The following is a 21,136-nucleotide window of genomic DNA, read 5'->3' as shown; positions in this document are numbered from 1 at the left end:
TATTGGCTGGCCTCCTATTTGTTGAATTGGATATTGTAAAGTCTCCAGTACAGGCCCCGTTTTTCCAGCAATTCCTGGTGTTTCCCCATCTCCATGATCCGACCCTGGTCCAGCACCGCTATCCGGTCGGCCCGCTGGACGGTGGACAGGCGGTGGGCTATCACTATGGCGGTGCGGTTGGACATCAGGCGGTCGATGGCCTGCTGCACCAGCACCTCCGAATGGGCGTCCAGGGCCGAGGTGGCCTCGTCGAATATCAGGATGGGCGGGTTCTTCAGGATGGCCCGGGCGATGGATATCCGCTGGCGTTCCCCCCCCGAGAGCCTGACCCCCCGCTCCCCGATGACGGTCTGGTAGCCCTCCGGCATCTGGGATACGAATTGATGGGCGTTGGCGGCCCGGGCGGCCTCCTCCACCTGTTGCTGGGTGGCATCCCGCTTGCCGTAGGCGATATTATTGAATATGGTGTCGTGGAACAGAATGGTCTCCTGGCCCACGATGCCCATCATCTGGCGCAGCGATTTCGAGTCCAGCTCCCGCAGATTTTTCCCATCCAGGTAGATCGCCCCCTTGACCGGGTCGTAGAACCGCGGGATCAGGTCCACCAGGGTGGATTTGCCGGCCCCCGACGGCCCCACCAGGGCCAGCATCTCCCCCCGCTTGATCTCCAGGTCGATGCCCCGGAGGACCAGCTCCGGAACATTATTTGATGGCTCCCCGGCGGAGGCCGGATGGGGGCTGTAGGCAAAATCCATCTGCTCGAATTTTATGGATTGACGGAATTCATCCACCACCGCGGCTCCGGGCCGGTCGATGACCTCCGGGGCCTGGTCCAGCAGGCCGAAGATCCTCTCCGAGGCAGCCAGGCCCTGCTGCACCGTGGAGTTGACGCTGGCCAGCCCGTTGAGCGGCTGGATCATGGAGAAGGCCGCCGCCAGGAACACAAAGAACCTTTCGGGGCTGAGGGCGTCGGCTCCGGCGATGTAATCCTTGGCCACCCAGATGATCAGCACCCCCACTGCCGCCCCCAGGTATTCGGTCAGGGGAGAGGACAGGGCGGACATGGTCTCGAAACGGAAGATGGTCCGGTAATAATCCCGGTTGTATCTGGTGAATTTCTGCTTCTCGTATTCCTCGGCGGCAAAGGTCTTGACCAGGCGGATCCCGGCGATGGTCTCGGTCACCACCGCGGTCAGATCGGCTATCCTCTCCTGCAGCTGACGGCCCCTTTTCCTAAGGCGCCGTCCGATGAGGGTGATCAGCAGCAGGCAGCCGGGCAGCACCAGCATGGCGATCAGCGACAGTTTCCAGGCCGCGATGATCACGATGGCCAGATAGACCAGCACCTGGAGAGACTGCCTGACGATGGACAGCGACCCCTCGGTGATGGCCCCCCGCACCATGTTGACGTCGTTGGTCAGCCGGGAGACCACCTGCCCCACCTTGTTGCGCTGGAAATAGCCCAGCGACAGCTGCTGGAGGTGGCCGTACATCTGGTTGCGGATGTCCATGGTGATATGCTGTTCGATATGCACCGTCAGCAGTCGCTGCAGGTAGTTGAACAGGTTCTTGACAAAGAACACCGCCAGTATTATCCAGCACAGCTTGGCTATCCCGGAGATCCGTCCCCCGCTGGTCAGCCACCACAGGAACCAGTTCTTGAGCTGCTCCAATGAGCCGCTAATGCCCGAGGAGAGGGCTATCCTTGCCGGCTGCTGGGCGACCTGCTCCGGCTGGAGAAACAGCACCTTCATGAACGGGGCGATCACCCCCAGCGAAGCCCCCGAGAACAGGGCCAGGAACATCATGCAGACAATGGACAGGGCGAACTGTTTTTTGTAGGGCCCCAGGTAGCTCAACAACCGCAGATAAAGACGCATAATATTTCTTGACCTTATTGATTTTTTATGATATTTTTGAGGCATGGATATTTTATCACCGCCCAAAACAGCCCAGGGTCGTTTCAAGAACAATTTCCTTACCGGGCTGGTGGCCATCCTGCCGGTGGGGCTGACCGCCTATTTCTGCTGGCTGCTGTTCAAATGGAGCGGGCGGCTGTTCGGCGAACTGCTGATCTACATCCCCTATCTCCAGACCCTTCCCCAGATCGCCCGCTGGGGCATCGGTTTTATTTTATTGGTCGGCTTGATCTACCTGGTGGGCCTGCTGGCCTCGCACCTGCTGGGAAGGCGCCTATTGAGGTTCTGGGAGATTATTCTGACCCGGATCCCCCTGGTCAGAATAATCTACGGCACCACCCGGCAGTTCACCGATAATTTCTTCACCAACAAATATGCCTTCCGCGAAGTGGTGGCGGTGGAATACCCCCGCCCCGGCACCTATGCCCTGGGCTTTCTCACCTCGGAGGTCCTGTGGGATATGCAGCAGGATCAAAAGGGTTACTCGGTTTACCTGCCCAACACCCCCAATCCCACCGGAGGCCGGGTGATGATCGTTCCCCTGGAGCGGCTGTTCCGGGTAAGCCTTACCGTGGAGGAAGCCATAAAATTGATAGTTTCGGGGGGCATGGTCTCGCCCCAGAGCCTGAAAATAATGACCCCCCTGGACCAAGATGGCTGATATTCTGAAGGTCATACACAAATATTTCCAGCGCCAGCCGGAGCTGTCCCACCATCAACTGCAGGCCCTGCTGACCCGCGCCATGAAGCATCGGGTCCTCTCCAAGGAGGAGGGGTCCATGATGCGGAGGATACTGAACCTGGCCGATACCCCGATATCCTCTATCATGATACCCAAATCGCAGATGGTGTGTCTGGAAGCGTCGGCCACCATGGGCCAGATCGTGGACGCTTTTTTACAATGGGGTTTCTCGCGCCTTCCGGTATATGACACCGACCCGGATAATATCCTAGGGATCATACACGTAAAAGAGCTGCTGCGCTTCTGGCATCGTTCGGCCAAAAATATAAGGGCCGTGGAATTCATTCGTCTGCCCAATTATTTTCCCCAGACTATGAAAGTGGCCCAGGCCCTGTCGGAATTCCAAAAACGCAATATCTCAATCGCCATTACCATAGATGAGTACGGTATCCCGTCGGGGATGATAACCACCGAGGACCTGGTGGAACAGATAGTCGGGGAGCTCTACGACGAGTATAATGTGGAGCTCAGGCAATACCGGATGATGGAGAACGGCCATTACCTGGTGGACGCCGGCATCCCCTTGGACAAGTTTCAGGAGCTGTTCAAACTGAACCTGGAAAGCCAGGCCCATACGCTATCGGGATATATTCTGGAAAAACTGCAACGGATCCCCCTGCCCGGGGAAAAATTCCGCATTCATGATTTGGAATGCGCCGTGGAAGAGGGCTCTCCGTCAAAGCTAAAGAAACTGGCTATCCACGACAAACGAACATAACTGGTGATCTGGATCCCTTGGGTAGCTATTCAACGGGGTCGGCCTGGCCGGGATCAGTATCCTGCTGGGTGGGTTCATCCGACTCCGGCTCCTGTCCCCCCTCCATCTTATTGAAGGCAACTTCTTCCTGCACCCCGTGGTTCGGGATCTGTTCCTTCCTCAGCTCGGCGTCTATCTCCTGGTCTATCTTTTCCCGCTCCTCTTCCTTTTCCTTCAGATACTCCTCCAATTCCTCTATTTTGGGCAGGTCCGAGAGGGTGGCCAGGCCGAAGTACCGCAGGAACTCCGGGGTGGTGCCGTACAATATCGGCTTCCCGGGACGCTCGTCCCGGCCCACCACCGCCACCAAATTGCGCTCGGCCAGGGTGGACATCACCCCGTCGACATTGACCCCGCGGATGGCCTCTATGTCGCCCCTGATGATAGGCTGTTTGTAGGCTATGATGGCCAGCGTCTCCAGAGCTGCCGCCGTCAGCCGGGAGGCCCTTTTGCCCCGGAAAAGTTCCTGAACCCATTTGGCGTATTCCGGACGGGTATATATCTGATATCCGCCGGCCACCTCCACCAGGGAAAAGCTATGGCCGTCGCGCTCGTATTCAACCTTAAGCTCGGTTATCAGCTGCCGAAGTATTTTTTGGTCCAACTCCCCCAGCAGGGACTTTAATTTTGACGGAGCTATCGGCGTATCGGTGGCGAACAGCAGGGCTTCGATCACCCTTTTGGCTTCACTTCTATCCATTAAGCATGTCCTTTAATTTCGCTTCCGGTTGTATTTTGAATATAATGCTTGACTTTTATATGAATGATATGATATTTTTATATGTTTGTAAAGCATAAAATTATCAACAACATATAAAATTTGGAGGAATTATCGTGGCAGAGATCAAAAAGGTGGTTAAGAAGAAGAAAAGTTCGGTAACAAAAAGAGCCCGGCAGGCCTTGGCCCGCAGAAAAAGCAACTCGGCCGTAAAATCCAAGATGCGCAAGGTGGTCAAGAAATTCAAGCTTGAGGGGAAAACCCCCGAGTTGCTGTCAACGGCCTATTCGGAGATAGATCTGGCCGCCAAGAAAGGCACCATCCATAAAAGGACCGCCGCCCGCCAGAAATCGCGGTTGGCCAAGACCCTAAATAAAAAGCAGCCCGAATAAACATATCTGTATTTCATAAAAGAATCGTCCCGAAGCAGTTCGGGACGATTCTTTTTTAAGCGGTGAGCCGTTATTTTGATTTTATTATATGCGGCGTCAGGAATATCAGGATCTCGCGCTTGGCGGTTGAGGTGGTGGTGGATCTGAACAGGGCGCCGATGAACGGGATATCCATCAGAATGGGAATGCCGCTCTGGGATTTGCCGGCCTTGGTCTGCAACAATCCGCCGATCACTGCCGTCTCCCCGTCGTTCAGCACGATCTGGGTGCTGGCCTCATTGGTCAGGATCACCACACCGCCCAAGATGGTGGCCGTGGGATCCAGATCGCTGATCTCGGTCTTGACATCCAGGGTCACATTTTCCGAGGAATTGATGTGGGGGGTGGTGGTCAGCACCATGCCGATGGTGTACATCTGGGTAACGGTGTTCCCGCTTTCATCCCTCAAGGAAATGGGTATCTTCTTGCCGCCCACGATCTTGGCCTCTTTGTTATTGACCGTGGTGATCCGGGGATTGGAGATGGTGTTGGCTTTGCGCTTGGCCTCCAGTACCGACAGGGTGGCCGATATCTGGGCGAAGGAGCGGATGGTCCCCACTGTCATCGATGGCCTGGTGCCAGCCGGCAGCAGCTGGGGAACGCTGGCGTTCTGCAACTCGGCATTGGCATCATAGCTGGCGATATTGGAGACGTTCCAGTTGATCCCCAGATCCTTGGTCACGTCCATATCCACATCCACGATCCGGGCCATGATCTCCACCTGCTGGGTGGCCGTATCCAGCAATCTGATCAGTTCGGCTATCTCGGTCTGCTTGAAGGACACTTCGTTGATCACCAGCGAATTGGTGCGCTTGTCAACCTGGATGGAACCCCGGGAGCTGAGGATCTTGTTGAGGGACCCGGTGATCTCATTTGCCACCGCAAACTCTATGGGATAGACCACAGTCACCAGTTCCTGCCCCTGCTCTCTCATTCGCATATTTTCGGTGGCCTGCTTGGGGCTCATCACCCTGATGATGCCGCCCGATTCCTCGACCACCAGCCCCGCAGCCTTGACTATCTCCTCAAAGGCCCGGGCCCAGGGAACGTTATGCAGCCTCATGCTGACCGAACCCTTGACATCGTTGCCCACGATCAGGTTCCGGCCGCTGTACTCGGCCATGGCCCTCAAAACAGTTATAACGTCGGCATTCTCCAATTCCATGGAGACCGATCTGCCGCCCGACAAGCCGCCGGAGGAGGCCGAACGGTATCTTGGCTTTTGCGGTTCGACATAGGCGGCCTTGGGCTGGATCGGAGTGGCAGGAAGGGCCATTTTCTCCGGAGGAGCCGGAGGGGTGGGCGCGGCCGCGTAGATCGGCGCAGCCGGCACTTCCTCTATAACCGGGGGAGGGGTGCTGGGTGCGGCCGGCGTAGAAGTCACCGGCACCACCGGGGCCGCCGGCTGTTCTTCCGTCACCAAAGTGGGCGTTGAGGGCGCCGGGGTGGAGGTCACAGGCACTACCGGGGCCGCCGGCGTTTCCTCAACCATCGGAGGCGGCGGGGCCGGCATGCTGGGCGGCTCCATGGCCTGGGGGGCAGTGGTCGCAGCCATCTCTGATGGGGCGGCGCTAGCCTTCCATTCGGCAAAGGGTGAGGTATCCTTGGTGGTCAGGGCAACAATGATGTCGTTCTCTTCGGTCATCAGCAGATAGTTGGGCTTTACGCCCATCTCTATCACGATCCTGGCGATCCCGCCCTCCCGGTCAAACTGGCTGGTGCTGATGGTGGTAATGCCGCCCTTGTTGACGGTCATGGTCTTGTTGCCGAAGGCAATGCTGGCCCCCTTGATGTCAACCACCAGCCGGTCGGGATTGCTGAGGGTGAAATCCTTGGAATCAAGGATATCGTCCCCGGTGATCACCACCTGGGTGACCCCTTCGGATTTCTTGACCGCAATATCCAGCACTTTGGCTGCATCGGCCAGGGAAAATACTGACAGCAGCGCCGCAACGGCCAACGGCAGCATTTTGTTGCTTCTATGATAGCTCATTTTCTTTTGCTCCCTTTGCTTTTACTTTCAGTTAACGGAACAACAAACTTAACCGTGCTTCCTGGATCGCCCTGTTCGAAGACCACCGAGGAGTCGGTTATGGCAAAAACCTTTCCGCCGATCACCTGGTCCCCGGGTTTGATTATATAACCTACCCCTTGGGTGTCGTTAATCAAAGCCAGTCTTCCCGAAGGCCCCCAGATGATGCCGGTCAGGGTCATGTTGCTCACATCCAGAGTGCTGACGTCCGTAACCCCCGAACCCTCGCCCTTTTTCTGGACCAAGGACTTAAAGGGATCCCTTCGTCCGGACGGTTCATAAACATAGTTCTGGGCCCTGAAAAGAGTATCCTCACCGGCCGCCTTCAGGTCTATCGTCCCGGTAGCCGCTGGAGGGTCTGCGGCATAGCCGACAGAGGCCAGGGCCAAAACGATAATTAAAAGGCTACCTGGGTTTACGAGAAGTTTTAGCTTTTGCACTGGCTTGATCTCCTCCTGATTTGAATACGTATGCATTGGCCGTGAAATCGGCTTTAATGGTACGTATCGGATCATTATTAGGATTGATTTTTATATTTGACGAAATAATAATTCTTGACAGATTACCCAGCTTGGCCATAAAGGTGGTTATCTGGTCAAAATTGCCGACCACCGACATGGTGACCGGGATGGCCGCTGAAAGCTGAGTGGCTGAGGCCAGTTTTCCCGGCTTGAAAACCAGGAACCTCACCCCTGATTCGATCCCGGCATTGGTGATCTTTTTAAGCAGGCTGGGAATTTCGCTATCGGTGGGCAGCAACTCCTGAGCCTTTCCCCATTTTTTCTCCAGGGCCTTATACTGCTCCTCCAATTCGGGGAGCCTGGCCACGGCGGCCCGGACCTGCTCAAGCTCCTGGCGCTGCTTGGCCTCCTGGACGGAAAGCCCCTGAATTCTTTTTTGGGACGGCTGATAGCTGAATTTGAAGAATAACCCGGCTAGGATCAGCCCGAATAGTATCAAGCCGACGGTTATTTGTATCTTGGGATCTTTGATATCTAGGCTCATTTTGACCCCTTTCCGGCTGTTTGGCCCGTCGTTTCCCCGGGGCTGACAGGTTTGTTCGGGTTCTCGGTATATTTTGAAGTGATGGAGAATTTCACCAGATCACGCCCCTCGCTGGTGGCCTTGGTGGTTTGGGTTAATTCTACGTTAGAAAAATACCCGGAACCCTTCAGCCTGTCCATGAAATCGGCCACGATAAGATTGGAGAATGTCATTCCTTCCATGGATATCAAATCCTTGTCATCTTTCATGCTGGTAAGCCAGAGATAATCCGGCAAGGCGTGGCTCAATTGATCCAACAAAGTGACGGTATAGAACCGGGTCTTGTCAATGGAGGCTATTTCGTTCAGCTTGGTGTTCACCTCGGCCTGCTTTTTAAGATAATCATCCACCAGCCGCTTGGGACCGGCCAGCTTTGCCAGTTCTTCATTGTAACCCTTGATCTTGGATTCCAGGTTGGCGATCTTGGCCTTCTGCGAGATCATGGTCAAAACCATGACCACCAGCACGATGACCACCCCCAGAACGCTGGCCAAGATGCCGACATTGAAGGGAAGCTTGGGCAATGAAAAGCTGCGCCCGGCTCCGGCCGGTTTGGCACCGGCCACTCTCTCTACCTTGCGATCCCGGATCAAATTAATCTGTATCATTATTTTACCTCCCTAAGCCCCAGGCCGATGGCCAGGGTCAAGATGGGGGAAACCTTTTCGCTGGCTACGGCTCCGAACAGGCCCGGATCATAGCTGATCTTTTGTAACGGGTTTATGATCTCCACCGGGATCCCGAACCTCTCCTTAAGATGATCCTGAAGTGACGGGATCAGGGCCCCGCCGCCCGACAGATATATCCGGCTCATCCTTTCCCCCCCGCCGGACATGGCCAGGAAGGAGAGGGTTCGCTCTATGGAGGAGGCGAAATCGTCGGAGAAGGACTGGAACACCGAGGCCGCCGATTCCTGGCTGACGTCGGACACCGTCTCGCCCTTGATCAGCTCCGAGGCCTGCTCGTAGGAGATCCCCAGGTTCTTCTGCATCAGTTGCAGGCAGGAGTTGCTGGCCATGGGTAGGTCCCGGGTGAAATAGGGCACGCCGTTCTTGACGAAATTGATGTTGGTGTTATCGGCCCCGATATTGACCAGGGCTATGATCTCGTCGGCCGGCATTTCGTAACTGGCCTCGAAGGCATTCTGCACGGCAAAGGCCCCGTAATCCAGCAGGATCGGGTTCAGGCCGGCCCCGGACAGCAGGTCCAGATGGACGTTCACCGTCTCGTTCCTGGCCGCCACCAGCAGCACTTCCATCTGGTTGTTGCCCGAATCGGGGTTGATGATCTGGAAATCCAGCACCACGTCGGAGATCTCGAACGGCACATGCTGCTCGGCCTCCCACTTGATCCTCTCCCGGGCCTCCTGCTCCTTCATCTTGTCCATATTGATCCGCTTGACGATGACGCCCCGGCCGGAGACGGCAGTTACCACATTATTGCTTTTTATCTGCCTGGTCTCCAAAAGGGTCCTGATGGTGTCTATCACCAGGGTCCGGTCCATGATCTCGCCCTCGACGATGGCCTCCGGCAGCAGCGGGGCAATACCGTAGTTGACCAGCGACAGCCCCTTGCCGGTCTTCTGGATCTCGACGACCTTTATCTGGCTGCTGCCTATGTCCAAACCTATGGTGGCTGGTTTTTTTCCAAAAAGCATTTTGAGGTTACCTCACTTTATCGGTTATTATCAACCAATTGATTTTTCACCAGTCCGATCTACCAGCCCAATTCGCCAATAAATTTCTGGATCTCGCTTCCCTTGACCAGCCAACGCCGGCCGACCTTCTTGCCCGGGAGATTTTTTTCGCCCAAATGCTTGCGCACCGTCTGGTCGGTGACCGCCAGGATCTTGGCAGTCTCCGAGACGGTGTATAATTTCCCGGAATCTATTTCTTTTGGGGATACAGGCATATTTACCTCGCTCAAGAATGAAGTATCGGTAAGTATATATAACTATAGACAAAGCTACCTTTAGACATTTTATTCATTTTGTCCATATTTGTCAAGAACTTTTTTTATTTTTTTATTTTTTATTATTTTTTCTCTTGACATAATCACTAAGTTGCACTATACTATCCAATTGATAGGGACACTTAAAGGGATAATTCAACAAACCAAATATTTTTGGAGGTTATCATGAAAAAGTTAATTTCCCTGATTTTCATAGCCCTGCTGACCATTGTGGGTTGCAGTTCTGTGACCCCGGCGCCGGAATTGATAATCACCTCGGTGACCCCTCCGGGCGGTGGTGGAGAATTAACCGTGGCTTTCGAGAACATGAATTACGTTGATGCCGTCCTTAACAAGCGGACCACCACCTTCACCGATACAATTGGAACAACCCCGATCGTTGAAAATTATAATATCGCCGGATATGTTACCGGAGGTGGTATCTATACCTATAAATTCACTCCCAGTTATCCAGCCATGGGGGCAGGTGCCTCGGTTCAGATAACTTTTCATGGGACCGATGCCTATGGTTACAATAAGACCTTCACTGTAACCACCCCAAAGATCTGGTATTGATCTTCAAAACAAGAAACGCCCCGGCTCCTGCCGGGGCGTTTCTTCATTATATATGATATTATTGCTTATATTCCCCTTAAAACCACCCTTTCCACCAATCCTTTCGCCCTCTTTTTCATCTCCTCCAGGTATTCCTCATCATATGGCGGCAGACTACGTAGCCCCTCGTCGTCGGCATTGGTTTGGACAAACTGCTGTAAAACCCACTTTTTTGCCCCTTTTATCTCTTTTGCCATATTTTCAACCGAATCCAGATCGTGATATTGCGGAACAATGGTGGTGCGGAACTCATACTCCCGGCCGGAGGTCATGATCAGGCCGATGCTTTCCCTGATATTCTCTTTATTGACGGCAACCCCGCAGGCCAGGTCGTAGGATCCGTCGAAAGAAGCCTTGATATCCATGGCGATGAATTTTACCAGGCCCTGGTCTATTATCTTCCTTAACAGGGCCGGGTTGCTCCCGTTGGTGTCTAATTTGGCCGGCAGGCCCGATCCCTTCAGTTTCGTCAGCAGGGGCAGCAGGTCCTGGTGGATGGTGGGCTCGCCCCCGGTGATCACCACCCCGTCTATCCAGCCCTTCTTGCCCCTTAAAAACGTTTCTATGCGCTTCCAGGGGACGTCGGCGATCTGCTCAGGGTGCTTGACCAATATATGGTTATGGCAGAACGGACAGCGAAAGTTGCAGCCGGGAAGAAAAAGGACTGAGACGATCTTTCCGTCCCAGTCGATCAGCGATGTTTCGATGAAGCCTTTTATTTCCATAATTACGATCGTTATACGATAGAAACCATTAACCACAAAGGCACAAAGACACAAAGTTTATTAAAACTCAGAAAACAACGGATGATTCTGTTTAGTGCCTTGGTGTCACTTCGGCATGGCTCAGTGCATGCTTGGTGGCAAAAAGCTTTAAAAGACAGCTTATACCGCCGGGTCCAGGTAGGGCTTGAGTTCCTTGGACATCGGGGGCCGCTTGACCCAGCGGTCCATCTCGTCCTGGTTGTTCAGCAGGACCACGGTGGGGATGTCGAACACCTCGTAAAAGGCGCCCTCGGCCAGGCCGTCCACCGTGTCCATGTCGAAATAGGTGAGCGGCACCTTGCCCTGAAATTCCCACTTGTCCAGGAAATAATTGATCTTCTCCATGGCCTGCTTGCAGACCTGGCAGGTGGGCCGGCCGAAAACTTTCAATTCCATAGTATATGCCTTATCCTTGTAGATTTAATTATTATAGGATAGTCATTCCAGCGCAAGGCTGGAACCCACTCTGATATCCCCGGATCCCCTTCCCCGCTTTCGCGAGGACAAGCTTCCAAGGGAATGACGAACCCTATCAGGCGATCTGGGAGTGGTAGCGGTCCTTGAGCTCGCCCAACTTGCCCTTGTTCCAGCCCTCGACGATGGTGAAATAGCCGGTGACCCGGGTGATGTGGTTGACGTCCCGACCGCCCACCGTCTGGCTTTTGATGGTGGCCCAGTCGTGCTTGGCGACGGCCTCGGCGCTGCAGCACACCTTGACCCCGTGCTTCTTGTTGCGGATGATGATGTCCCCGCCCTCTTCGGTGAAGTCGTAGATGTGCTTCTCGGCGCTCAGTTTGTCTTTTAATTCCTGCAGTTCCATGATGTTTGTCTCCTTTGGTTGGGGCAATTCGTGAATTGCCCTTACGTTATTAGTTTCTATATCCTTTTGGGACACGGCATGCCGTGTCCTTACTTATTTACGTCTGGATTGCTTCGTTTGCCAAACATTGATACCCCTCGCAACCACTATTCCCTTCCCCATTGGGGAAGGGCCAGGGGTTAGGTTGGGCGATTCGCGAATCGCACCTAATATCTTGGGTCCAGGGCGAAGCCACTTCACCCCTACAGTAGACTGTCTCCTGTATACTGTATACCCATACCCGCCTACTTGATCCTCATTTTCCCGAAAACTGTTTGTCCCAATCTATCCTGGCCGTGAACTGCATCACCACGAACAGCGTGGCAATACAGCAGATGGTGATGGCCAGCCCGGTGTAGCCCTCCCAGAAGAAGGCGTAGGAGAAGAACACCAGATACACCAGCTGGGCCAGGGCCGTCTCCACCAGGGCAAAGCGGGCCCCGGCCACGATCCGCATGTAGGACACCGCCAGGAACACCGACACCGCCGCGCTGATGAAGAACGCCAGGTAGATGTCGGCGTGGTCCGCCAGGTAGGCCATCAGCAGGTGGAAGGCGAAGAACGACGCCGCCAGGAAAAAGTAATGCATGGGATGCAGTTTTATGCCGCGAAGGACGGTGATGATGAACACCAAAAAGAAGAACAGGAACAGAGACACCGGGGCGAAGAAGCTGATCTTGCTGACGAAGGGGCCGGGGTTTATCTTCCTGGGCATCTCCATGCCGATCTGGATCCCCGAGATCAGGTTGTTGTACTGCCAGACCAGCTCCCATCCCCCGCCCTTTTTGCTCCCTTCGATATTACTCAGGGCCTGCTTGGAGGTGGGCGAGATGGCGTTCTCGGGAAAATCTATCCGCCCGAAATCGGTGGTCATGGCCAGCTTAAAATTGCGGATCTGCGAGATATTGTCCCCGAAGACGTACCACCACTGGTCCAGCCCCTGGGAACGGTAGGCCACCCGCACCTGGGCGGTCTGGCCGGGCTTCAGCCTGATCCACTTACGGATCTTGCCGTCGGTGGGCACCAGCTCCTTCTCCGGCAGGCCGTTGACCGAGATGGCGAAATCGTCGTAGATGCCGTCCCGGGAGGGGAAGGAATACTGGAAGCAGATCTGGCGTTCATCCGAAGTGCTGTTGATCAGGCCGTAGCTGCCGTCGAAATCCACCTGGTAGGTGGAGTACCACAGCAGGCCCTTCTTGCGGTGGGTCAGTTTCAGGTCGGCCTTGATGTCGCTGGATTCCAGGTTCAGGTAGTGGTCGGACAGGCTGTTTCTGGTCTCGGTGACGGCCTTGCCCCCCTCGGTGGTTTTGACCACCTTCTGTTCCTGCCTGACCTGGTAGAACACCAGCGGCGCGCTCTGCCTTTGGGGGGTGCCCCACAGCTGGCCCACCGCCCGCTTGAGCTTGCTGTCCTGGGAGTTGGTGCGGTCCACCGTCACCCCGCCCAGGATCACCCAGGCCATGGCGGTGCAGAAGAAGACGAAGACGATGGCGGCTATCTTTTTGGCCATGATCGCACCTCGGAATGAATTTTGAATATCGAATGCAGAATATTGAACCGGCCTTGCCTGCTTCTGAATTCTGTCTTCAATATTCTATATTCTTTAGGTCTATTTGATCCTCTCTATCCCGCTGACCCTCTTCCCGCTGCAGTGCGGGCACTCGTCCATCAGGCCCCGGTAGACCTTGCTGCAGACATTGCAGGTGGTGAACTCCGGCGAGAAGGCGATCTGGGCGTTGCGGGTGTGGCGGAAGGTCTTGGTGACGAAATTGGCGATGGATTCCGGGGAAGGATGGGAATCGGCGATCCAGATGTGGGTCAGGGCCCCGGCCTCGATCATGTCGTGGAACTTGCCCTCCTGCTTGACCCGGTCGATGGGATTGACCGGGTGGGCCACGTTCAGGTAGGTGGAGTTGGTGTAATAGACCGAATTATCCTTGAGGTTGCCCTTGACCACCTTCTCGGCCTCCTTGGGGAATTGCTCCAGGTCCAGCTTGGCAAAGCGGAAGGCGGTGCTCTCGGCCGGGGTCTGCTCCAGCACGAACTTCATGTTGTATTCCTTGGCCAGCTCCTTGGTCTTGAGGTGCAGGTAGGCGATGACCTTTAACCCGAACTTGAAGGCTTCGGTGGATTGGTGCATCTCCTGGCCGGTGTGGATCTGGACCATCTCGTTCAGGCCCAGCATGCCGATAAGGAACGACACCCGGGGCAGGCGCAGGTATGATTCGCCGTCCTTCTCCATGGCCAGCAGGGCCAGCGGACCCTGGTCTTTCAGGGACATCAGCTTTTCGATGAACTTGCGCTTTTGGATGTGGCCCTTGGCGGAGAGATGCAGGAAGTCGTCCATCTTTTTGAACAGGGCGCTGGTGTCGCCCTTGGCCAGGTAGGCGATGCGCGGCAGGTTCAAAGTGATGTTCTGCAGGGCGGAATATCTCATCTTCCAGGGGAAGTGGGCGTCCTGCAGGTCGGACTCCTCCAGCTTGAAGGCCAGCCGGCAGCATTCGGAGATCTTGGCGGTCTCGCCCCGGTCGAACACGAAATAGGTGTTGCCCTTCTCGGCCGCCACCTGGGAGATATGGTTGAGAAAATCCTGGTGGCCGGGCGTCAGGAAGAATTTTTCGGTGATGTGGACCTGGGGCTTGGGAAAGAAGAAGGGGCGCCCGGTGCCGTCTCCGCCCTTGTAGACATCGAACAGCGCCCAGGCGAAGCGCTGGGACTCCTTCAGATAATCGCCGTATTTCTTTCCGGTATACTCGCCGCCCGGGCCTATGGCCGGGACGTTCTCAAAATGCTTGGGGGTCTCCCAGTAGATGTTCAGGTCGGAGAAGATGGCCTGGCCGCCCCGGGCCACCGACTGCTGGCTGTATTCGAAGATCATCATCTGGGCCAGCTGCTGCATGTCGCGGTCGGACATGCCCACCAGATACGGGGCGAAGAAGACGTTGACGGCATCCCAGCCGATGGCCCCGGCAAAATGCCCCTGCAGGGCGGCCGAGAACTTGACCATGTGGGCCAGCAGGGTGTCGGCATGCCGGGCAGGCTTGGCGATGGACAGGGCATTGGGCAGGGACAGCCCGAATTTTTTGACATATTCCAGGCTCTGCCCGGAACAGTAGGGACGGTTGATGAATCCCAGGTCGTGCAGGTGGATATCGCCCCGGGAGTGGGCGTCGGCCACCTCCTGGGAGAAGACCTTGGCCAGGGCATACTGTTTGTTGATGGTCTCGGCCAGCGACATGTTGGTGGCCTCGGGATTGTGGGGGATGTTGGCGTTCTCCCGGTTGCGGTCGGTCAGGATCTTCTCCACGTCGTACAGGGGAAGCCCCAGCCGGGAGTGCTTCTTGCGGGCCTCCTCCAGGCCGTGCTCCACCAGTTTGGCATCCACCAGTTCGCGGACCAGGGACGAGGTCAGGCGCTTGACCTTGGCGCTGATGATCTGGTCCTCCACCTCCCGGGCGATCTTGTGGGCTATGTCCTCGGCCACCCCGGCCTCCTTTTTAAGGGCGCTGATGATCCTCTCCCGGTCCCACTGGACGATGTTGTCGTCCGACACCCTGACGAACAGCGCCAGATCGGTGGCGTCCTGTTCCTTTCCGGCTTCTGCCGAATCGGGCCTGGCAACGATCTTCTGCTGGCGGATCTTGGACCGCTGGTCGCGGTAAAGGATATAGGCCTTGGCGGTCTTGGCATGGCCGCGTTCTATCAGGATCTTTTCCACGGCATCCTGGACCTGTTCCACATTGGGCAGATGATCGCCCTTGGAGGAATACAAAAAGAGCACCACCTCGTCGGCCAGGTTCTCGGAGACGCTGTTGTCCGAGCCGCCCACCGCCTGGGCGGCCTTGAAGATGGCCTCGGTGATCTTGCGTTTGTCGAAATTGACTATATTGCCGTTGCGCTTCTGGACCAGATGGAACATCTTGTTGGCCAGGGAGCTGTGCAGGTCCTTGAGCTTCTCTCCGGCGAATAAAAAGCGGGGAGGCTCCTGGGTGTCGGGGGTGGACGGGCTGGCTAGTAGCTCACGGTTCTTATCTGGCATTGCTCCCTCACTTTTTTATATTTTTCTGCTGGGTTTTTTCGGCGAATGACTTGGCCGCATCGGCGAATTCGGATACCTCGCGGAAGGAACGGTAGACCGAGGCAAAACGCACGTAGGCCACCCCGTCCAGCTCCTGGAGATGCTTCATCACATGTTCCCCGATGACGTCGGCCGGCACCTCGTTATGCCCCCCCGCCTGGAGTTCGTTCTCGATGGTCTCAACCATCCTCTCCAGGGCGTCGATGCTGATGGGCCTCTTCTCCACCGCCCGGCGGATGCCGGAAATAAGCTTCTGGTGGTCAAAAGCCTCCCGCCGGCCGTCCTTTTTGACCACCATCAGGGCTGATTCTATGTACTCGTAGGTGGTGTAACGGCGATGGCACTGTAGGCATTCCCTGCGACGGCGAATGGCCTGGCCATCCTTACATAAGCGGGAATCGATCACCTTGTCCTTGGGGAAAGAACAGGCTGGACATTTCATGACGTACCCCTTTATTTTGTGGCAAGGGGGTAATTATGCACCATATATGGCCTGATGTCAAGCCTTAAATCAGCCATGGTGGGAATATTTTGTGACTTTTTTTATTATTTTTGGTATCCATTTTGCATAAACAGATTTATAACATCTTGCATAACAATAAAATAAAAACGGCAGTAAAAAACTGCCGTTTTTAGTGAATTTTATACCTGTTTTTAACAAACAGCTATTCAAGGCTTTTATAGACTCTCACCCATTTCTGTAATATATTATCCCAACTAAAGTTATGCTTTAAATGTTGATAGGCCCCCTCGGTAATTTTAGTTCTTAGGTCCTCATCTGTCAATATCCTGGTAATTGCCCTGGCCAGAGCCTGGGGATCCTTCTCCGGCACTAACAAACCGGTTTCTTCATCCATTATAATGTCGGTGATCCCGCCCAGATCGCTGCCGATGACCGGCACCTTGTAATTCATGGCCTCCAGGATGACCACCCCCAGCCCCTCGGTATCCCCCTTGGAATCTATGATGGCCGGCAGAACGAACACCGAAGCATTGCGGTAGGCGCTCTCCAGTTCGGCCTCGCTTACCCAGCCGGGCAGGCTTATCTTTCGCCCCAGGTTCTGTGACAGGGCCCTCTCCTTCAAACGGTCCCTCTCCGGGCCGTCGCCGATGATGGCCAGATGGACCTCCATTTCCTGCGGCAGGTATTTAAGGGCGTCTATCAGATAGATGATGCCCTTGCGTTCCACCAGCCGGCTGACCGAAAGGATGATCCTGGGACCGGCCGGAGGCTGTGAGAATTCCCGGTTCTCCGGCAGGCTGATGGTATAGGGTATCACCTCCACCGGCACATCGGCCAGCTCCCTGACCTCGCCGGCGGTGCAGTTGGAGATGGCCACCACTTTATCCGACATCCGGGCCGACCAGGCCAGAAAACCTTTCAGCAGAGGCATGGAGCGCTTCACCCAGCGCAGCTCCACCCCGTAGAAGGTGGTGACCACCGGCAGGCCGAAGAATGTTTTGGCCGCCCAGCCGAACACGGCATGCGGCAGCGGCCAGTGGACATGGACCGCATCGTATCGGTTTTTTCTTAACAGTTTAACGATCCCGATCATTCCGCCGATGATGTAGAAAGCCGGCATGATCTTGTACAGCAGGGATCTTTTCATGCGGTCCGGGGTGGTCTCCTCGTGGGTCAGGTTCTCCCAGCGTTTGAAGAAATAACGGAAGCGGTGCACCGGCAGCCCGTGGACCATCTGTTCGCCCAGGCCCTGGTAGGACGAAGTGAATATCTCCGCCTCCAGGCCGTGCGCCGGGTAATGCCGCAACATCTCTATCAGCCAGGGGGTGATGATGTCCTTTTCGTCCCGGGGGAAAGCGGTGACCAGGTGAAGTACTTTCATAAGGAAATTATAGCATAGAAATTAATTTTAATAAAGCGAAAGTTGAAAATTTCCGGATCGAACTTGGGGAAATTAAAAAGGGCCGCAACTAACGGCCCTTTGGTTCTTAACTTCAGGAGGTTATTTTATTTGACCAGCACCATTTTTTTGGCGTGGCTGAACTCCCCGGAAGCCAGCTTGTAGATATACACTCCGTCAGCCACCTTCCTCCCGGCATCATCCTTGGCGTCCCACATGACCTGATGATATCCGGAATTATGCTGTCCCAAGGCCAGGGTTCTGACCAGCTGTCCGTTGAGGTTGTAGATCTTCAGGGAAACATCGCCCGGCTTCTCCAGTTGGAAGGCGATCAGGGTTTTATATCTGACCGGGTTGGGGGCGTTCTGGAACAGCTGGTTGGACAGCGGCATCGCCTGGGTATTGAGCCTGACCTGCGGATCGTCGATAGCTGAGCTCCAGGCTGACGGCGGGGTGAACAGCGCCGCCGAATTGGCCGCAGCGGTGGCCGCCACGCCCAGGGTGCCGGCCTGGTTCTCCACCCCCGAGGCGTAGGTCTCGGTGGTGATGCCGCCCCACTGGATCTTGATCTTGCCGTCGGGGGTCAGGATCACCTGGAAGGTTTGCAGGCTGGTGTTGGAGTAGTTCTTGACGGCGTTGAAGGACACCACGAATTTGGTGGCCGACGAGTAGTAGGTGATGGTGCCGCCGCCCGATACGTTCAGGTCCCTCCACAGGCCGGCGATCAGGGCGTTGGGGGCCGCGGTGTTGGGAATGGCGGCCGGGCTGTAGGCGGTGGAGCTGGTGCCGAAGTTGAGGAACCCGTTGGAACAGATGTTGACGGTGGTATAGCTGGTGCCGTAAAAGTTGAAGGCAAAGCCGATGGACTTGCTGACGCTCTGGTCGTCCCCGGTCAGGCCGGTGGCGGTGGTGGCCGAGGCATCCCAGCCGTAGGTGGCGGTGCTCTTGGTGTAATTTGCGGTGCTACCGCCGCTGGAGCCGCCCTTGATATACTCATCCCACACGGTGCTGGAGGCGATGGGCAGGCTATTGTAGGCGGTGTCGTAGTTGGAGCCGTCGATCTTGCAGTGGTAGACCGCGATGCCCCGGGCATTGGCGTAGGTGGACGAATTCTTGTACAGCTTGACCGCCGAGGCCACCGAGCCGATGACGTTGTCGCAGGCGGTGGTCAGGGTGGGCCGGGTGGTGATGGCGGCCTTGACCTTGGCGGCGAAGTCCGACAGATCTATGTGATATGAAAAATAGCTGGTGGAGAACTTGAGACTGTTGGTCAGCGCCGTGCTGATGCTGGCGCCCAGACCGGCCCCCCGGGCCGCCATCAGTTCGGTGGCCAGGGTGTTGACCTTGGTGTTCAGGTCGGAGACCAGGGTCAGGTCCACCACCGACAGGGTCGACTGGCTGGTGGTCCCGTTGATGATGGCCTTGCCCAGGTCGATGGCGCTGGTGGTGGGAGTGGTGTTCAGGGTGTTCAGCCAGGTGGTGTAATACCAGCCGGCGGCCCCCTCGGTCTCCTCGGAAACGTTGGCCACGTTGGCGTAATTGCGCGATATATCCAGCACCTCCCACATGCCCATCAGGCAGGCATCCCAGCCGATGTGGTCCAGGTTCCGGCCCAGGGCGGTCTTGATCTGGGCCATGGCCCCGGCGAATTCCCCGTTGGCGATGCCGATCACCGAGCCGTGGGAGTCGTCGTTGGAGAAGCCCTTGAGGACCTCGTCCTCGCCGTCCTTTTTGTACCAGCCGTCGCCGTGATCCCACATGACCAGGGAATAGCGGTTGGCCGGGTAGTTCTGAATGGCCCAGGTGGCGAAGCTGACCAAAGTGGCGGGGTTGCCCATGTCCACCTCGCCCAGGTCCGATATCTGGTAGGCCGCAGTGGGGGTCATCCCGCTGGCGATCTTGAAACGCTTGCAGCCGGTCCAGTTCTCATAGGTAGTTTCATAGCTGGATGAGCGGTCCATCTGGACGATGACGTTGATCTTGCCCGAACTGTATGAGGCGGCGGCCATCTCCAGAAAATCGTTGATCCCGTCCGGCTCCAGGTTGTTGTCGGCGTTCAGGTAGATCATGACGGTCCATTCGGCCCCGCCGGTGCTGGCTGCCGCCTGGTTGACGGTGATGGTCTTGGGAGAGCCGGTGGTGCCCGAGGGCGCGGTGGCGGTGACGGTGACGGTGGCCGAACGGGCCAGGCCGGTGTTGGCCTCGGCGGTCATGGTGAACGAGCCCGGGGTGCTGCCGCTGGCGGCCGAGGTGGTGAGCCAGGTGGCATTATCGGACACGGTATAGGAGATGACGTCAGCTGTGGCGGAATTGGTGACGCTGACCGTGCCGGAGGTCCCGCCGGCGGCGGCCGGGGACCAGGAGCTCATGCTGACGGCCAGGGCGGGGGTGGGGGTGGTTCCGCCCGAGACGGTTATGATCAGTGTGTAGTTGCCGGAACCGCTGTATTCATAGGCCTTGGCGTACCAATATCCGGTGGCGTCAGCAGTAAAGACCACCGAATCTGCCGCACCGGTGCCGGCGGTGCTGGACCCCTTCTGGGCCTGCGAGGGATTGTACAGATACAGGTCATAATCGGCGGTGCTGGGAGGCACGGTCTTTACCTTGATGACCTGGCCGGAGGTAACGTTAAATTTGAAGTAATCGTTCCGGTCGGTGGCGTCCAGGTAGCAGGTATAGGTGCCCGGAGCCAGGGTCAGCGCGGTGGCGAAGTCGTTGCCGGCATCGGTACCGGAGCCGGCATCGTTCTGGGTGACGGTGGTCGCGGTCCCGGCAAGGACCACGTCATCGATGTACACCCCGGTGTTCTGGACGCTGCCGTCGGAGTTGAAATAGAAGCGGACCTGGGTGGCGGTGTTGGGAATGCTGACCGACTGCTGGGCCCAAGCCTGATAGCTGCCGGCCCTCTGCCAGGCGGTGGTCCAGGTGCTGCCCACCAGGTACTGCACCCGGATATAATCGTACCCGCTCTCGCTGTACTGCCAGATGTAGAATTTCAGGGTGACGTTGGTATATCCCGACAGGCTGACCGTTTTGGTCATATAATTGTTCTGGTTGGCCCCGTAAGGGCTGACATTGTCGCACATGGCGCTGTAGGAGGCGCTGTTATATTTGGTGCTGGTGGTGGTCCAGCCCCCCGTGGTCGGCGACAAGGTCCAGGCAGACAGGTTGGTCATGTTGTCGGAGAAGATAGTGGTCTGGGCCGAGGCTAGGCCTGCCAAGAGAATGATGGCAGATACCGCGAATAAACCGATCTTTTTCATTTTACCACCTTATAAAAATTAATATTTACCATACTCTAATATCACTGCATATACCATACCATACCAATATCATAACAATAAAATATTATCTAACACATTACC

Annotated in this window: 20 protein-coding genes; 4 read left to right on the top strand and 16 right to left on the bottom strand. The window is 56.1% G+C overall.

Translation table 11 applies throughout. The features are described from left to right. Positions 1 to 14: 14 nt before the first annotated feature. Positions 15 to 1,880 (bottom strand): ABC transporter ATP-binding protein, encoded by a 1,866-nt coding sequence (locus tag RDU76_04150; protein ID MDQ7798123.1) that lies wholly within the window; start codon positions 1,878 to 1,880, stop codon positions 15 to 17. A 43-nt stretch (positions 1,881 to 1,923) separates the two neighbouring features. On the opposite strand from RDU76_04150, the gene RDU76_04145 reads away from it, so the two are divergent. Both RDU76_04145 and RDU76_04140 read left to right on the top strand, forming a co-directional pair. Next, positions 1,924 to 2,580, top strand: a complete 657-nt coding sequence (locus RDU76_04145; GenBank protein MDQ7798122.1) for a DUF502 domain-containing protein — start codon at positions 1,924 to 1,926, stop codon at positions 2,578 to 2,580. Continuing rightward, complete coding sequence (locus tag RDU76_04140) at positions 2,573 to 3,379, top strand: hemolysin family protein (GenBank protein ID MDQ7798121.1); 807 nt, start codon at positions 2,573 to 2,575, stop codon at positions 3,377 to 3,379. Before RDU76_04145 ends, RDU76_04140 begins: the two co-directional genes overlap by 8 nt. 25 nt (positions 3,380 to 3,404) lie before the next feature. Here the strand turns inward: RDU76_04140 and scpB are convergent, their stop codons facing one another. Then, on the bottom strand, positions 3,405 to 4,118 hold the full coding sequence (scpB, locus tag RDU76_04135; GenBank protein MDQ7798120.1) for an SMC-Scp complex subunit ScpB: 714 nt from the start codon (positions 4,116 to 4,118) through the stop codon (positions 3,405 to 3,407). 134 nt (positions 4,119 to 4,252) lie between these two features. On the opposite strand from scpB, the gene rpsT reads away from it, so the two are divergent. Next, the gene (rpsT, locus tag RDU76_04130; protein ID MDQ7798119.1) at positions 4,253 to 4,528 is read left to right on the top strand and encodes a 30S ribosomal protein S20; all 276 of its coding nucleotides are present in this window, start codon (positions 4,253 to 4,255) and stop codon (positions 4,526 to 4,528) included. 70 nt (positions 4,529 to 4,598) lie between these two features. Here the strand turns inward: rpsT and RDU76_04125 are convergent, their stop codons facing one another. Genes RDU76_04125 through RDU76_04100 form a run of 6 tightly spaced genes read right to left on the bottom strand, consistent with a single transcriptional unit; the run spans position 4,599 to position 9,554 of the window. Then, positions 4,599 to 6,560 (bottom strand): AMIN domain-containing protein, encoded by a 1,962-nt coding sequence (locus RDU76_04125; GenBank protein MDQ7798118.1) that lies wholly within the window; start codon positions 6,558 to 6,560, stop codon positions 4,599 to 4,601. Beyond that, entirely contained in the window at positions 6,557 to 7,039 is a 483-nt protein-coding gene (locus tag RDU76_04120; GenBank protein ID MDQ7798117.1) for a hypothetical protein, read from the bottom strand. Before RDU76_04120 ends, RDU76_04125 begins: the two co-directional genes overlap by 4 nt. Further along, positions 7,005 to 7,604 carry a type 4a pilus biogenesis protein PilO gene (gene pilO, locus RDU76_04115; GenBank protein MDQ7798116.1) on the bottom strand — a complete coding sequence of 200 codons (600 nt, stop codon included), beginning with the start codon at positions 7,602 to 7,604 and terminating at the stop codon, positions 7,005 to 7,007. Before pilO ends, RDU76_04120 begins: the two co-directional genes overlap by 35 nt. Then, positions 7,601 to 8,251, bottom strand: a complete 651-nt coding sequence (locus RDU76_04110; protein MDQ7798115.1) for a PilN domain-containing protein — start codon at positions 8,249 to 8,251, stop codon at positions 7,601 to 7,603. Before RDU76_04110 ends, pilO begins: the two co-directional genes overlap by 4 nt. Beyond that, positions 8,251 to 9,300, bottom strand: coding sequence for a type IV pilus assembly protein PilM (gene pilM, locus RDU76_04105; protein ID MDQ7798114.1), 1,050 nt, complete (start codon positions 9,298 to 9,300; stop codon positions 8,251 to 8,253). Before pilM ends, RDU76_04110 begins: the two co-directional genes overlap by 1 nt. Positions 9,301 to 9,359: 59 nt before the next feature. Then, a complete protein-coding gene (locus RDU76_04100) occupies positions 9,360 to 9,554 on the bottom strand; it encodes a helix-turn-helix domain-containing protein (protein ID MDQ7798113.1) in 195 nt (64 codons plus the stop codon). A 225-nt stretch (positions 9,555 to 9,779) separates the two neighbouring features. On the opposite strand from RDU76_04100, the gene RDU76_04095 reads away from it, so the two are divergent. After that, positions 9,780 to 10,169 carry a hypothetical protein gene (locus tag RDU76_04095; protein ID MDQ7798112.1) on the top strand — a complete coding sequence of 130 codons (390 nt, stop codon included), beginning with the start codon at positions 9,780 to 9,782 and terminating at the stop codon, positions 10,167 to 10,169. 65 nt (positions 10,170 to 10,234) lie between these two features. Here RDU76_04095 and RDU76_04090 read toward each other — a convergent pair whose 3' ends face one another. The 8 genes from RDU76_04090 to RDU76_04055 all read right to left on the bottom strand — a co-directional run bounded on the left by RDU76_04090 (position 10,235) and on the right by RDU76_04055 (position 21,034). Continuing rightward, a complete protein-coding gene (locus tag RDU76_04090) occupies positions 10,235 to 10,933 on the bottom strand; it encodes an anaerobic ribonucleoside-triphosphate reductase activating protein (GenBank protein MDQ7798111.1) in 699 nt (232 codons plus the stop codon). A 159-nt stretch (positions 10,934 to 11,092) separates the two neighbouring features. Beyond that, the gene (locus tag RDU76_04085; GenBank protein ID MDQ7798110.1) at positions 11,093 to 11,368 is read right to left on the bottom strand and encodes a hypothetical protein; all 276 of its coding nucleotides are present in this window, start codon (positions 11,366 to 11,368) and stop codon (positions 11,093 to 11,095) included. A 136-nt stretch (positions 11,369 to 11,504) separates the two neighbouring features. Further along, positions 11,505 to 11,792, bottom strand: a complete 288-nt coding sequence (gene nrdD, locus RDU76_04080; GenBank protein ID MDQ7798109.1) for an anaerobic ribonucleoside-triphosphate reductase — start codon at positions 11,790 to 11,792, stop codon at positions 11,505 to 11,507. Positions 11,793 to 12,087: 295 nt separating this feature from the next. Further along, positions 12,088 to 13,341: an inner membrane CreD family protein gene (locus RDU76_04075; GenBank protein MDQ7798108.1), complete on the bottom strand. Its 1,254-nt coding sequence runs from the start codon at positions 13,339 to 13,341 to the stop codon at positions 12,088 to 12,090. 99 nt (positions 13,342 to 13,440) lie between these two features. Continuing rightward, a complete protein-coding gene (gene nrdD / locus RDU76_04070; GenBank protein MDQ7798107.1) occupies positions 13,441 to 15,870 on the bottom strand; it encodes an anaerobic ribonucleoside-triphosphate reductase in 2,430 nt (809 codons plus the stop codon). Between the two features lie 7 nt (positions 15,871 to 15,877). Beyond that, positions 15,878 to 16,351, bottom strand: a complete 474-nt coding sequence (gene nrdR / locus RDU76_04065; protein ID MDQ7798106.1) for a transcriptional regulator NrdR — start codon at positions 16,349 to 16,351, stop codon at positions 15,878 to 15,880. A gap of 223 nt (positions 16,352 to 16,574) precedes the next feature. Then, entirely contained in the window at positions 16,575 to 17,753 is a 1,179-nt protein-coding gene (locus tag RDU76_04060; protein ID MDQ7798105.1) for a glycosyltransferase family 4 protein, read from the bottom strand. 125 nt (positions 17,754 to 17,878) lie between these two features. Next, positions 17,879 to 21,034 carry a clostripain-related cysteine peptidase gene (locus RDU76_04055; protein ID MDQ7798104.1) on the bottom strand — a complete coding sequence of 1,052 codons (3,156 nt, stop codon included), beginning with the start codon at positions 21,032 to 21,034 and terminating at the stop codon, positions 17,879 to 17,881. Positions 21,035 to 21,136: the final 102 nt, after the last annotated feature.

The sequence above is a fragment of the Candidatus Edwardsbacteria bacterium genome, assembly GCA_031082425.1.
Classification (GTDB): domain Bacteria; phylum Edwardsbacteria; class AC1; order AC1; family EtOH8; genus UBA2226.
The sequence above is the reverse complement of the archived record's forward strand: the minus strand, read 5'-3'. Positions and strand labels throughout refer to the sequence as shown.